Raw genomic sequence first — 14417 nt, 5'->3', positions numbered from 1 at the left:
TCCATGGAGAGGGAGATCACCCGGGTATTGACCCCGTCGGAGGGGGCGTTGCGGCTGGGGGCGGACCTGATCCTGTCCGGCCGGTTGGTGGCCATGCCCACCGAGACGGTCTACGGCCTGGGGGGGGATGCCACGAACCCGGAGGCGGCCCGGCGGATCTTCCAGGTTAAGGGGCGCCCCCTGGACAACCCGATAATAGTTCACGTGTCCTGCTCCGAGGAGGCCCGGGAGGTGGGCCGAATGACCCCCCTGGCGGAGGACCTGGCCCGGGCCTTCTGGCCCGGCCCCCTTACGCTGGTGGTCCCCTCCAGGGGGGTGGTGCCCCGGGAGTTCCTGGGGGGGCTGGACACGGTGGGGATCCGGTGTCCCTCTCACCCGGTGGCCCGGCGCCTCATCGAGATCAGCGGGGTCCCCATAGGGGCCCCCAGCGCCAACCGGAGCGGACGTCCCAGCCCAACCGACGCCTTGACGGTGCTGGAGGACCTGGAGGGGCTCATCCCCCTGATCCTCGACGGGGGGCCCTGTGAGGTGGGGTTGGAGTCCACCGTGGTGGACGTCACCGGTTCGGAGCCGGTGATCCTGAGGCAGGGAGGCGTTACGGAGCGGATGATCGTCCAGGCGGTGGGTCGCGTCCAGGTGGCGGCGGGGGAGGAGTTGCTCCGGCGCTCCCCGGGCACCAGGCACAGGCACTACGCCCCGGAGGTGCCGGTGCTCCTCTGGGACCGGTCGGTCCCCGTCCAGTGCCCCCCTGGGCGGGTGGGTTACGTGGGCATATCCGATCCGCCCTTCGAGGTGGCGTGGAGCGTGAGGCCCCGGGATCTCCGGGAGTACGCGTTCCTGCTCTTCAGGACCTTCCGGGAGATGGAGCGCGGAGGCGCGTCCGTCATAGTGGCGGAGTTGCCGGAGAGGGGTGAGGCCCTGGGGGACGCCATCCGGGACCGGTTGATCCGAGCTTCCGGCGGGAGGGGGCTTGCCAAGAGTCGGAGTAGGTGCTAGAATTCTCAGCGTTGTGCGGCCGGTGAGTTAGGCCAAATCCAACGAGTCGGGGTGGCGGAATTGGTAGACGCGCTGGATTCAGGATCCAGTGGGTTAGCGCCCGTGGGGGTTCGACTCCCCCCCTCGACACCATATTGAGCTTAGAGGCGCCCATAGTCGGTTGACTTTGGGCGCCTTTTTTGCTATGATATCGCGCCGTACGACTTTTGAAACACCAAAATCTGCGTAGGGAGGTCGTGCTCCCATGGCTGTAGAAGTTCCTTCCCTCATGGCGCCAAGACGGTATCTGGGCAAGCAGAAGGACCTGATCGAGCTGCCGGACCTGGTGGAGGTCCAGCGTCACTCATACGAGTGGTTCTTTCAGGCGGACGAGGACCCTAACTTCAGGAGGCTTCAGGGTCTTCAGGAGCTGTTCAAAGAGGTATTCCCCATCGAGAGCTACGACGGAAACTTCGCCCTGGAGTTCGTCCGTTACTACGTGGATCCCCCGACCATAAGCATCGAGGAGGCCCGGGAGAGGGATCTCACCTGGTCTAGGCCCATAAGGGCCACCATAAGGCTGGTGAACCGGAGCAACGGGGAGATCAAGGAGGAGGAGGTCTACCTGGGGGACTTCCCGGTGATGACCGACCGGGGCACCTTCATCATCAACGGCACCGAGCGGGTGGTGGTGAGCCAGCTGGCCCGCTCCGCCGGAGTCTACTTCTCCGCGGACCTGTCCTCCCCGGGCCAGGAGACCTACGCGGCCAAGCTGATCCCCGACCGGGGGGCCTGGTTGGAGTTCGACCTTACCCCCAGCGAGTTCCTGTCGGTTAAGATCGACAACCGGAAGAAGATCCCGGTCACCATGTTCCTCAAGGCCCTTGGGGTCCCCACGGACGACGAGCTCCTCAGGCTCTTCGGCGCCACGGTGGAGGAGGTTGACGTGGTGGAGGAGGACGTGAGGGGCATGCTCCTGGCGGAGCCCATCGTAGGGTCCGACGGGAGGGTCATCTTCCACAAGAACGACCGGATAACCAAGGAGCACCTGGACGAGCTCTGGAAGCAGGGTCGCACCCGGGTGGCGGTGTGGCGGGTGGATCACTCGGTGGCGGAGACCCTGGAGAAGGACCCCACCAGCTCCACCGATGAGGCCATGCTGGAGATCTTTCGTCGTCTGAAGCCCAACGAGCCCCCCCGGATGGAGAACGCCCGGGAGCACATGCACAGCCTCTTCTTCGACAGCCGCCGGTACAACCTGGGGCGGGTGGGCCGCTACAAGCTGAACCGGCGCCTGGGGCTCCAGGTGGACGATGAGCAGCGGTTGCTCACCGTGGAGGACGTGGTGGCCATCGTCAACGGGTTGCTCAAGCTCCGGGACGGGCTTGAGCGGGAGGACGACATCGATCACCTGGGGAACCGCCGGGTGAGGGCCATAGGGGAGCTTCTGCAGAACCAGGTTAGGATAGGGCTCCTCAGGATGGAGCGGATAGCCAAGGAGAGGATGACCACCATCCCGGACTTAAGCTCCGCCACCGCCAAGGACCTGATCAACGTGCGTCCCATAAGTGCCGCCCTGCGGGAGTTCTTCGGCTCCGGCCAGCTGTCCCAGTTCATGGATCAGACCAACCCGTTGGCGGAGCTGACCCATAGGCGGCGTCTGTCCGCCTTGGGTCCCGGCGGTCTGTCCCGGGAGAGGGCCGGGTTCGAGGCCCGGGACGTGCACTACACCCACTACGGGCGGATCTGTCCCATCGAGACCCCCGAGGGATCCAACATAGGGCTGGTCACCTCCCTGGCCACCTACGCCAAGATAAACGAGTACGGCTTCCTGGTGACCCCTCGGCGGCGGGTGGTGGACGGCCGGGTGACCGGTGAGGTGGTCTACCTGTCCGCGGACGACGAGGACGAGTACAACGTGGGCATGGCCAGCACCCCGGTGGGTGAGGATGGGAGCATCCTCATCGACGAGGTCCACGTGCGTCACCGGGGGGACATCCGGATGGTCCCCAAGGATCAGGTGGACTTCCTGGACGTCTCTCCCAAACAGATAGTGTCCGTCTCCACCGGGTTGATCCCGTTCCTCGAGCACGACGACGCCAACCGGGCCCTGATGGGGTCCAACATGCAGCGTCAGGCGGTGCCCCTGGTGAGGGCCGAGGCCCCCCTGGTGGGGACCGGCATAGAGGCCAAGATAGCCCGGGACTCCGGGTCCTGCATCCTGGCCCGTCGGTCCGGCACCGTGGAGTTCGTGGACGCGGACCGGGTGGTCATAAGGGCCGAGGACGGCACCCTGAATCAGTACCGGCTGGTCAAGTTCCGCCGGTCCAACCAGGGGACGGTGATCCACCAGAGACCCCTGGTGAGGAAGGGGGACCCGGTGAAGGCCGGGGACGTGATAGCCGACGGGCAGGCCTGCCAGGGGGGCGAGCTGGCCCTGGGTCGGAACGTGCTGGTGGCCTTCGTCTCCTGGGAGGGCTACAACTTCGAGGACGCCATCCTGCTCAGCCAGCGGGTGGTGAAGGAGGACTACTACACCTCGATCCACATAGAGGAATACGAGGTGGAGGCCCGGGACACCAAGCTGGGGCCCGAGGAGATAACCCGGGACATCCCCAACGTGGGGGACGATGCCCTGAAGAACCTGGACGAGAACGGCATAGTCCGCATAGGCGCCGAGGTCCGGGCGGGGGACATCCTGGTGGGCAAGGTGACCCCCAAGGGGGAGTCGGACCAGTCGCCGGAGGAGAGGCTCCTTCGGGCCATCTTCGGTGAGAAGGCCCGGGAGGTGAGGGACTCCTCCCTCCGGGTGCCCCACGGCGAGGGTGGCAAGGTGGTGGCCATAAAGAGGCTCAGCCGGGAGCACAACAGCGAGGACCTGAGTCCTGGGGTCAACGAGGTGGTCAAGGTCTACGTGGCCCAGTTCAGGAAGATCACCGAGGGGGACAAGATGGCGGGCCGCCACGGCAACAAGGGTGTGGTGTCCAAGATCCTGCCCGAGGAGGACATGCCCTTCCTGTCGGACGGCACCCCGGTTGACGTGGTGCTGAACCCCCTTGGGGTGCCCAGCCGAATGAACCTGGGGCAGGTGTTCGAGACCGTCATGGGCTTCGTGGCCATGCACAACGGCTGGAAGGTGGCCACCCCGGTCTTCGAGGGGGCGGACCAGGAGGAGATATTCCAGCTGGTGGACAAGATAAGGGAGAACAAGTACCCGGAGCTGACGAGGGATTGCAAGATAACCCTCTACGACGGCCGAACCGGGGAGCCCATGGACAAGAAGGTCACCGTGGGGGTCATGTACATGCTCAAGCTGATCCACCTGGTGGACGACAAGATCCACGCCCGGTCCACCGGTCCGTACAGCCTGATAACCCAGCAGCCCCTGGGAGGCAAGACCCAGTTCGGCGGTCAGCGGTTCGGTGAGATGGAGGTTTGGGCCCTGGAGGGTTACGGGGCGGCCCACATGCTCCAGGAGATCCTGACGGTCAAGTCCGACGACATCCGGGGCAGGCTCAAGACCTACGAGCGGATTGTCAAGGGGCAGAACCTGGCGAAGCCCGGGGTGCCAGAGAGCTTCCGGGTGCTCATAAAGGAGCTCCAGGGGCTTGGGGTCGACGTGGAGATAGTGTACGAGGATGGGACCGTTGGGGAGCTCGTCATGGGGGACGACGAAGACGAGCCCGGCAGGAGCAGGCCCCGGGAGGGCAGGGATCTCTTCGAGTCCGGCGTGAGCCCCGAGGACGCCTTCGGGGTCAGCGGGGAGGAGATCAGCCAGGAGGAGGCCCGGGAGGGGCTTGGGGACGTGTTCACCGTCCGGGATGCCTCCGATGACCCCTTTTTTGCGGACGATGAGGAGGGGGACGCTTAAATGGCTCACAAGGAGATAGTAGGCGTTCGGGTCAAGCTGTCCTCGCCGGAGAGGATAAGGGCCATATCCTGCGGCGAGGTGAAGAAGCCCGAGACAATAAACTACAGGACCCTCAGGCCCGAGAAGGACGGTCTCTTCTGCGAGAGGATCTTTGGTCCCACCCGTAGCTTCGAGTGCGCCTGCGGCAAGTACAAGCGCAGCGGCCCCAAGTTCAAGGGGGTGGTCTGCGACCGTTGCGGCGTGGAGGTGACCGACAACCGGGTCCGCCGGGAGCGGATGGGGCACATAGAGCTGGCGGCGCCGGTGGTGCACATATGGTACCTCAGGGGCATCCCCAGCAGGCTGTCGCTGCTGATAGGCACCTCCACCAAGGACCTGGAGCGGGTGGTCTACTTCGCCCCCAACAGGAGGCGGGAGGCGGCCTACAAGGTTGTCGTGGAGGGCCGCAGGACCGACCTGGTGCGCCGGGGGGATGTGATCTCCGCTTCGGAGGAGCGGATTCACCGGTTCTACGACTCCAAGTTCAAGGCGGAGGAGGCCTTCCGGGTTGTCCGGGTGGACGAGATTCCCGTGGCGGAGGGGGACGTGATAACCCTTCACCAGCTGGCCCGCTATCGGGCGGAGTTCGGCGACGGGATCTTCGATACCGAGAGGGCCTACCAGGTCCGGGGTGAGGAGGGGACTCGGGTGGTTCCCCAGTCCAAAGTCTCCCCGGAGGACGACGCGTCCCCCATGGAGATAAACGGCCAGGAGGCCTACGTGGTGGTGAGCGCCGTCCGGCTCCCCTTCTCCCGGAACGACGTGCTCTCCAAGGGGGAGTGCGAGCTCTACATGCAGAAGTTCCCCGGCCGGTTCCAGGCCCAGCCGGAGACGATCACCCTGGAGGATCCGTGCCACATAGTGATCGAGAAGGGGGAGTCCCCCTTCGAGCGGGGTGACATCATAACCGAGAGCGAGGAGTACCTGTGCTCCCGGTACGACAAGTCCTTCATGGCGGGCATAGGGGCCGAGGGGGTCCTGGAGCTGCTCAAGCGGATCGACCTGGACGACCTGGCCACCAGCCTCCGGGAGGAGATAGCCGAGTCCTCGGGGCAGAAGAAGCGCAAGCTGGTGAAGCGTCTCCAGGTGGTGGAGGACTTCCGGAAGAGCGACAGCCGGCCGGAGTGGATGATCCTGTCGGTCCTGCCGGTGATCCCCCCGGATCTTAGGCCCATGGTCCAGTTGGACGGGGGGCGGTTCGCTACCTCGGACCTGAACGACCTGTACCGGAAGGTGATCAACCGGAACAATCGGCTCAAGAAGCTGATGGAGCTCCGGGCGCCGGAGATCATAATCCGGAACGAGAAGAGGATGCTCCAGGAGTCGGTGGACGCCCTGATAGACAACGGCCGCCGGGGCAAGCCGGTGCCCGGTGCGGGCGGTCGGCCCTTAAAGAGCCTAACGGACCTGCTGCGGGGCAAGAAGGGCCGGTTCCGCCAGAACCTGCTGGGCAAGCGGGTGGACTATTCGGGCCGTTCGGTCATAGTCATAGGGCCGAACCTTAAGATATACCAGTGCGGTCTGCCCAAGCAGATGGCGCTGGAGCTGTTCAAGCCCTTCGTGGTGCACAAGCTGGTGGAGCGGGGGCTTGCGGCCAACGTGAAGAACGCCCGGCGCCTCATCGAGCGGGGCAAGGACGAGGTCTGGGCCATCCTGGAGGAGATAATAAAGGACCACCCGGTGTTGCTGAACCGGGCCCCCACCCTCCACAGGCTGGGCATCCAGGCCTTTGAGCCGGTGTTGATCGAGGGCAAGGCCATAAGGCTACACCCCCTGGTCTGCACCGCCTTCAACGCGGACTTCGACGGGGACCAGATGGCGGTTCACGTGCCCCTGTCGCTGGAGGCCCAGGCGGAGGCCCGGATACTGATGCTCTCCTCCAACAACCTGCTCTCCCCCTCCAGCGGGAAGCCCATAGTGACCCCCACCCAGGACATAATCCTTGGGGTCTACTACCTTACGGGGATGAAGCCGGATCTCAAGGGGGACGGCATGTACTTCAGGGACGAGGAGGACGTGTTGTCCGCCCTGGACCACGGGGTGGTGCACGTGAACGCCCGGGTGTACGTCCGAAACCGTCCCGAGTGGGGCCTTGGGGAGGACAAGTGGCTGGAGACCAGCCCCGGTCGGGTGGTCTTCAACTGCGCCATGCCTGAGAAGCTCCGGTTCATAAACCGTCAACTGGGCAAGAAGGACTTTGGCGCCCTGCTTGACCGGGCCTACGATCTGGTGGGCCAGGCGGCCATGGTGGAGATGTTGGATGGGATCAAGCAGCTGGGGTACAAGTGGTCCACCAAGAGCGGCATAAGCCTCGGTATAGGGGACGTCATAGTGCCCCCCCAGAAGGAGTCCATAGTCAGGGAGACCATGGTCCACGAGGAGGAGCTGTCCGCCCAGTACGACATGGGCATCCTTACCGAGGATGAGTACATGAGGCAGAAGGACGCCCTGTGGTCCGAGGCGGTCAAGAACATAGTGGACAAGATCGTGGACAACATGGACGTGGACAACCCGCTGAGGATAATGGTGGACTCCGGGGCCAGGGGATCCAAGAGCCAGGTGGCCCAGATGGCGGGTATCCGGGGCCTGATGGCGGACCCGTCGGGCAAGATAATCGACTACCCCATAGTGTCCAACTTCCGGGACGGGCTCAACATGTTGGAGTACTTCATATCCACCCACGGGGCCCGGAAGGGGTTGTCGGACACCGCCATGAGGACCGCCAAGTCCGGATATCTGACCAGGCGTCTGGTGGACGTGGCACAGGACCTGATAATAACCGAGGAGGACTGCGGCACCGACCGGGGGGTTGAGATGAGGCCCCTCAAGCAGGAGTCCAAGGTGGTGATCCCCCTGTCCGAGCGGGTGGCGGGTCGGGTGGCCTTGAGGGACGTGATCTTGTCGGACGGCACCTGTCTCGTCAGGGCGGGTCAGGAGATAGACCAGGAGACCGCCAAGGCGCTGGACCGGGCGGGGGTGGAGAGCGTGTGGGTGAGGAGTCCTCTCACCTGCGCTCTCAGGCACGGCATATGCAGGACCTGCTACGGCAAGGACCTGGCGACCCGTCACCGGGTGGCCATCGGCGAGGCGGTTGGAGTGGTGGCCGCCCAGTCCATAGGTGAGCCCGGCACCCAGCTGACCATGCGGACCTTCCACACCGGAGGGGTCCGGCAGTTCACCGGTGAGGACATAACCCAGGGTCTGCCCCGGATAGAGCAGCTCTTCGAGGTCCGGAAGCCCAAGAAGGCGGCGCTGATCGCCGAGCACGACGGCGTGGTGGTGGAGCGCCGGGAGGGGGAGGGCAAGAAGAAGCTGGTGGTGGCGGTCCCCCGGGAGGACGGGGGCGAGGATCGGGTGGTCTACACCCTGCCCGCCTCTCAGAACCTGTTGCCCGGCGTTGAGGAGGGGGCCCCTATCCACCGGGGTCAGGTGCTGACCGAGGGCTACATAGATCCCCAGCAGCTGCTGGAGGTGGAGGGGCTGGAGGCGGTCCAGCGGTACATACTGGACGGAATCCAGGACGTGTACCGTTCCCAGGGGGTCTCCATAAACGACAAGCACATAGAGGTGATACTCCGGAAGGTGGCGCCGGTGAACCGGGTCCGGGTCATCGAGGAGGGGGACAGCTCCTTCGTGGCGGGTGAGCTGGTCTGGAAGGAGGACCTGGAGGCGGAGAGCCGCCGGATATCGGAGCAGAACGCCAGGTTCCTGGAGGAGGCCTCGTTCCTCTGTGGCGCGGTGGTGAAGGACGCGGTGGGTTCCCTGGATGGGACCGGCATAACCCGGGACGAGGAGCTAACCATGGATAAGCTGGGGCGGCTCCTGTCTCCCGGGGTTGGTGCCTCGGAGCTGATCTGCCAGGACCGGGAGGGGCTACTTAGGGTCATCGTGGGGGAGGCCTCCTTCAAGCGGGAGCTGGAGGGGCTTGAGCTCCTGAGCGACCTGCCGGTGGCGGACGGGTGCGTCATATCCGCCGGCAGCAGGCTAACCGCCTCGGACGCCTCCCGGATAGTGGCCATGGGCCCCCAGCCGCTATTGGTGAAGGACCTCAAGGCCATGGAGGACATGGTGGGGGAGGTCTACCTGGCGGAGGACGTGACGGTGGACGGTCGGGTTCTGAGCCTTAAGGACCGGCTGTTCGATCTGGAGGTCTTCCAGGAGCTCCGGTCCCTGCCGGTGGAGTCCGTGCGGATCTGGAGGAACCCGGAGCGGCTGGACCTCTGCAAGGACGTCTACGAGTACCTGATAGGCAACTACCTGTCTCAGCGGGTGCTTAGGGTCATAACCCGGGATGGGGCGGTGACGGAGCCGCTGGACAACCGGATCAGCATGGAGATAGCTGAGGGGATCCGGTCCGGGGAGGTAGAGGCCATAGAGCTGGACGGGAACAACGTGGTCTCCCGGGAGAGGGTCCTCAAGGCGCTCCTCACCGAGAAGGTCTACGGCAAGGTTCTGCTGGAGCCCGTCAGGGACGTGGATGGGAACGTGGTGGTGCCAAGCGGCCGGGAGGTGAGCCACCAGGTCATGGATCAGATAGTGGCCGCGTGTCCCGGGGAGATGGTGGTCCGTCCGATCCTGGCCCAGGGTGAGCATCGGAGGCTGATCCAGCGGATCTCCTTCGTGAGGCGTCTTAGGGAGCTGCCCACCTGGAAGCCGGTGCTACACGGGATCACCAAGGCGGCGCTGGCCACCGACAGCTTCCTTTCCGCCGCGTCGTTCCAGCAGACCGCCCAGGTTCTGGCCTCCGCGGCGGTGCGGGGAGAGGTGGACAACCTGCTTGGACTCAAGGAGAACGTGATAATAGGTCTCCTGATCCCCTCCGGGACCGGGATAGACAAGTACCGGAAGGTCCAGGTGGTGGAGCCCAGGACCGGGGAGGGTGGTAGCGACCTCTTCGAGTCCGGGGAGTCCGCTTGACGTAGGCGGATCGAGGCTTTTAGGGAATTGCGGGCGGCCTTTCCTTGACAGGGTTGGCCGCCCGTTGCTATGATTCCTTGGTGCTTTCGCACGGGAGGGATACGTATGCCCTTAAGCGAGCTTGCTTCGGAGGATCGGGTGGTTGGGATCCGTTCCGTGATGAGGAAGCTGGAGAGGGGAGAGTTGAGGAAGGTCTTTCTCTCCCGGGATGCCGAGGCGGAGTTGGTCTTGGCGGTTGAGGAGGAGGCGTTGCGTCGCGGGGTGGACGTGGAGTGGGTGGAGGAGTCGGTCCTATTGGGCAGGGCCTGTGCCATCTCCCGTCCGGCGGCGGCGGCGGGCCTCAGGAAAAGTTAAGGGCCTCCGCACGGAGGTTTCAAAGCCTAGAAAGGAGGTAATTGTGTGCCCACTATAAGTCAGCTGATAAGGAATGGCCGGGAGGAGAAGAGGCGTCGTTCCAGCGCCCCTGCCCTTCAGGAGAACCCCCAGAGGAGGGGGGTCTGCACCCGTGTCTACACGGTGACCCCGAAGAAGCCGAACTCCGCGTTGCGGAAGGTGGCCCGTGTTCGTCTCACCAATGGGATCGAGGTGACCGCCTACATTCCCGGTGAGGGTCACAACCTGCAGGAGCACTCGGTGGTCCTGGTTCGCGGGGGTCGTGTCAAGGACCTTCCTGGTGTTCGTTACCACATCGTCCGCGGCACCCTTGACTGCGGCGGGGTGGAGAAGAGGCGGCAGGGTCGGTCCAAGTACGGTGCCCGCCGTCCTAAGTAGGGTTCTTGAGTCTAGGGAGGAGTTGCGAATATGCCTCGCAAGGGACATGTTAAGAAGCGGGTCACGTCGCCGGACCCGAAGTTTCAGAGCCAGGCGATAAGCAAGTTCATAAACTGCCTGATGATAGGCGGCAAGAAGAGCATCGCGGAGAGGATCATGTACGGTGCCCTGGACCTGGCGGCCCAGCGGCTCGGCATGGAGCCGGTGGACGTGTTCGAGAAGGCCATGGCCAACGTGCGTCCCGTGGTGGAGGTGCGTCCTCGGCGGGTTGGTGGTGCCACCTATCAGGTTCCCGTTGAGGTGGAGCCCGATCGGGCCCAGGCGCTGGCGATCCGTTGGATCATAGGTTATGCCCGGTCCCGGAAGGGGATCCCCATGGTGGAGCGTCTCGCCCGGGAGCTGTCCGACGCCTGCAAGGGCGAGGGCGGCGCGGTGAAGAAGAAGGAAGACACCCATCGTATGGCGGAGGCCAACCGGGCCTTTGCGCACTACAGGTGGTAGTGGTGTGTAGTCTGTTTATAGGAAGGACGATTCTGTGGTGACCGCAACTAACCTTCAGTCGATAAGGAACATAGGTATAGCCGCCCACATAGACGCCGGTAAGACCACCACCAGTGAGCGGATCCTCTTCTACACCGGGCGCAAGCACAAGATAGGGGAGGTTCACGAGGGCGCCGCCACCATGGACTGGATGGAGCAGGAGCGGGAGCGCGGAATCACCATCACTTCCGCCGCCACTACCTGTCAGTGGCGGGATTGCACCATCAACCTTATTGATACGCCCGGCCACGTGGACTTCACCGTGGAGGTGGAGCGCTCCATGCGGGTCCTGGATGGGGCAGTGGCGGTCTTCTGCGCCGTGGGCGGCGTGGAGCCTCAGTCGGAGACGGTTTGGCGCCAGGCGGACAAGTACCGGGTCCCCCGGATAGCCTTCGTCAACAAGATGGACCGGGTTGGGGCGGACTTCCACGCGGTGGTCTCCCAGATGAAGGAGCGTCTGGGGGCCAGGCCGGTGCCTATCCAGATGCCCATAGGGGTTGAGGACGGCTTCGTGGGCGTGGTGGACCTGGTGGAGTTCAAGGCCGCCATCTACGACGACGAGCTCGGCACCGAGTACCGCAAGGTGGAGGTGCCGGCGGAGTTGCTGGAGGAGGCCAAGATGGCCCGGGACGCCATGCTGGAGGAGCTGGCGGACTTCGACGAGAGGATAATGAACGCCTACCTGGAGGGGCAGCCCATCGAGGAGTCCTGGATCCGGGAGGCCCTGAGGGCCAACACCATAGCCCTCAACATAGTGCCGGTCCTGTGCGGTTCCGCCTTCAAGAACAAGGGGGTCCAGCTGTTGCTCGACGCGGTGGTGGACTACCTGCCCAGCCCGGTGGACATACCTCCCTGCGAGGGGATCAACCCCGATACGGGCGAGCCGGTTCTGGTCAAGGCCTCCGAGGAGGAGCCCTTCGTGGCCCTGGCGTTCAAGATAATGGTTGATCCCTACGTGGGTCGCCTGGCCTTCTGCCGGATATACTCGGGCAAGCTGGACGGCGGGTCCAGCATATACAACTCCAACACTCGCCGTCGTGAGCGGGTGGGCCGGATCCTCCGGATGCACGCCAACAAGAGGGAGGAGCTGGACTCCGCCAGCGCGGGCATGATCGTGGCCATCCCGGGGCTCAAGCAGGTTCGCACCGGGGATACCCTGTGCGTGGAGGACCGGCCGGTGGTGCTGGAGTCCCTGGAGTTCCCCGAGCCGGTCATCTCCCTGGCGGTGGAGCCCGCCAGCAAGGCGGACCAGATCAAGCTGGCCAAGGGGCTGGAGGCCCTCTCGGAGGAGGACCCCACCTTCCGGGTGCGGGTTGACGAGGAGACCGGCCAGACCATCATCCAGGGCATGGGGGAACTCCACCTGGAGATAATCGTGGATCGGCTCAAGAGGGAGTTCGGCGTGGACGTCAAGGTGGGTCGTCCCCAGGTGGCCTACCGGGAGGCGATCCGGAAGCCCGCCCGGGCCCAGGGGCGCTTCGTCCGTCAATCCGGCGGTCGGGGCCAGTACGGAGACGTGGTGCTGGAGATCGAGCCCCTGGAGGGACACAAGGGCTACGAGTTCGTGGACAAGATCGTGGGTGGCGTGGTGCCCAAGGAGTACATCCCCGCGGCCCAGAAGGGCGTGGAGGAGGCCATGAACAACGGCATCCTGGGTGGCTACCCGGTGATCGGAGTCCGGGTCTCCATCGTGGACGGGAGCTATCACGAGGTTGACTCCTCGGAGATGGCGTTTAAAATAGCAGGGTCCATGGCCTTCAAGGAGGCCATGAAGAACGCGGACCCGGTCCTCATGGAACCCATCTTCAGCGTTGAGGTGGTGACTCCGGAGGAGTACATGGGGGACGTGATCGGTGACCTTTCGTCCCGCCGCGGCAAGGTGGAGGGCATGGGAGAGAGGGGCAACGCCCGGGTGGTCAAGGCCTTCGTGCCCCTGGCGGAGATGTTCGGCTACGCCACGGACCTGAGGAGCAAGACCTCCGGAAGGGCCTCCTACACCATGGTCTTCAGCCACTACGAGGAGGTACCTCGCGAGGTGGCGGAGAAGATCCTCAAGGGGTAACAGTTTAGATTTGCCAGGGAGGTATGGGTAAGATGGCGAAGGAGAAGTTTACCAGGTCTAAGCCGCACCTGAACATAGGTACCATAGGTCACATAGACCACGGCAAGACCACGTTGACGGCGGCGATCACCAAGACGCTGTCGAAGAAGGGATACGCGGACTTCACGCCCTTTGATCAGATAGACAAGGCGCCGGAGGAGCGTGAGCGTGGGATAACCATCAACATAGCCCACGTGGAGTACCAGACGGACAACCGTCACTACGCGCACATTGACTGCCCGGGGCACGCGGACTACATCAAGAACATGATCACCGGTGCGGCTCAGATGGACGGTGCGATCCTGGTGGTGTCCGCTGCGGACGGTCCCATGCCCCAGACCCGTGAGCACGTGCTTTTGGCCCGTCAGGTGAACGTGCCCGCGCTGGTGGTGTTCATGAACAAGTGCGACATGGTGGACGATCCGGAGCTTCTGGATCTGGTGGAGATGGAGATCCGGGACCTGCTGAGCAAGTACAGCTTCCCTGGCGACGAGGTTCCCATCATTCGCGGTTCCGCGCTGAAGGCTCTTGAGGCGGATGGCGAGGACGAGTGGACCGACAAGATCTGGGAGCTCATGAAGGCCTGTGACGAGTACATTCCCACCCCTGTTCGGGAGACCGACAAGCCGTTCTTGATGCCCATCGAGGACGTGTTTACCATAACCGGTCGTGGCACGGTTGTGACCGGTCGTGTGGAGCGCGGTGTCATCAAGGCGGGAGACGAGGTTGAGATAGTGGGGATGAGGGACACCCAGAAGACGGTGGCCACCAGCCTTGAGATGTTCCGTAAGATATTGGACGACGCGGTGGCGGGAGACAACGTGGGGGTCCTTCTGCGGGGTGTAGGCAAGGACGAGGTTGAGCGGGGCCAGGTTTTGGCGAAGCCTGGCAGCATCAAGCCGCACAAGCACTTCAAGGCGGAGGTTTACGTTTTGAAGAAGGAGGAGGGTGGTCGTCACACGCCGTTCTTCTCCGGTTACAAGCCTCAGTTCTACTTCCGGACCACGGATGTTACTGGGGAGATCAAGCTTCCGGAGGGCGTGGAGATGGTCATGCCTGGGGACAACAGCCAGTTTGAGGTGAAGCTGATAGTGCCGGTGGCTCTGGAGCCGGGTCTTCGGTTTGCGGTCCGTGAGGGCGGCCGCACCGTGGGCGCCGGGGTGGTCACCGAGATTTTGGACAAGTAGGCCGTAGGGGGAGTCG

Annotated in this window: 8 protein-coding genes and 1 tRNA gene; all 9 read left to right on the top strand. The window is 64.1% G+C overall.

Features of this window, described 5'->3' with window-relative positions:
• The first annotated feature begins 3 nt into the window (after positions 1–3).
• The 9 genes from TACI_RS06155 to tuf all read left to right on the top strand — a co-directional run bounded on the left by TACI_RS06155 (position 4) and on the right by tuf (position 14401).
• Positions 4–996: an L-threonylcarbamoyladenylate synthase gene (locus TACI_RS06155; RefSeq protein WP_012869937.1), complete on the top strand. Its 993-nt coding sequence runs from the start codon at positions 4–6 to the stop codon at positions 994–996.
• Between the two features lie 45 nt (positions 997–1041).
• A tRNA-Leu gene (locus TACI_RS06150) sits at positions 1042–1128 on the top strand.
• Between the two features lie 112 nt (positions 1129–1240).
• On the top strand, positions 1241–4846 hold the full coding sequence (gene rpoB, locus TACI_RS06145) for a DNA-directed RNA polymerase subunit beta (RefSeq protein WP_012869936.1): 3606 nt from the start codon (positions 1241–1243) through the stop codon (positions 4844–4846).
• Positions 4847–9802: a DNA-directed RNA polymerase subunit beta' gene (gene rpoC / locus TACI_RS06140; protein WP_012869935.1), complete on the top strand. Its 4956-nt coding sequence runs from the start codon at positions 4847–4849 to the stop codon at positions 9800–9802. It begins immediately after the preceding gene.
• A 105-nt stretch (positions 9803–9907) separates the two neighbouring features.
• Positions 9908–10156 (top strand): ribosomal L7Ae/L30e/S12e/Gadd45 family protein, encoded by a 249-nt coding sequence (locus TACI_RS06135; protein WP_012869934.1) that lies wholly within the window; start codon positions 9908–9910, stop codon positions 10154–10156.
• Between the two features lie 45 nt (positions 10157–10201).
• Positions 10202–10573, top strand: coding sequence for a 30S ribosomal protein S12 (gene rpsL, locus TACI_RS06130; protein ID WP_012869933.1), 372 nt, complete (start codon positions 10202–10204; stop codon positions 10571–10573).
• Between the two features lie 30 nt (positions 10574–10603).
• A complete protein-coding gene (rpsG, locus tag TACI_RS06125; protein ID WP_012869932.1) occupies positions 10604–11074 on the top strand; it encodes a 30S ribosomal protein S7 in 471 nt (156 codons plus the stop codon).
• A 34-nt stretch (positions 11075–11108) separates the two neighbouring features.
• Complete coding sequence (gene fusA / locus TACI_RS06120) at positions 11109–13175, top strand: elongation factor G (RefSeq protein ID WP_012869931.1); 2067 nt, start codon at positions 11109–11111, stop codon at positions 13173–13175.
• Between the two features lie 32 nt (positions 13176–13207).
• Positions 13208–14401: an elongation factor Tu gene (tuf, locus tag TACI_RS06115; RefSeq protein WP_012869930.1), complete on the top strand. Its 1194-nt coding sequence runs from the start codon at positions 13208–13210 to the stop codon at positions 14399–14401.
• The last annotated feature ends 16 nt before the right edge of the window (positions 14402–14417 follow it).

The organism is Thermanaerovibrio acidaminovorans DSM 6589, from assembly GCF_000024905.1.
GTDB classification, from domain to species: domain Bacteria; phylum Synergistota; class Synergistia; order Synergistales; family Synergistaceae; genus Thermanaerovibrio; species Thermanaerovibrio acidaminovorans.
This window is presented reverse-complemented; position numbering and strand designations above follow the sequence as displayed.

Bases quoted from the DNA above. Each gene is read 5' to 3' on its own strand.
- TACI_RS06155 (WP_012869937.1), top strand. From the start codon at position 4: ATGGAGAGGGAGATCACCCGGGTATTGACCCCGTCGGAGGGGGCGTTG.
- tuf (WP_012869930.1), top strand. From the start codon at position 13,208: ATGGCGAAGGAGAAGTTTACCAGGTCTAAGCCGCACCTGAACATAGGT.
- rpsG (WP_012869932.1), top strand. From the start codon at position 10,604: ATGCCTCGCAAGGGACATGTTAAGAAGCGGGTCACGTCGCCGGACCCG.
- TACI_RS06135 (WP_012869934.1), top strand. From the start codon at position 9,908: ATGCCCTTAAGCGAGCTTGCTTCGGAGGATCGGGTGGTTGGGATCCGT.
- rpoC (WP_012869935.1), top strand. From the start codon at position 4,847: ATGGCTCACAAGGAGATAGTAGGCGTTCGGGTCAAGCTGTCCTCGCCG.
- rpoB (WP_012869936.1), top strand. From the start codon at position 1,241: ATGGCTGTAGAAGTTCCTTCCCTCATGGCGCCAAGACGGTATCTGGGC.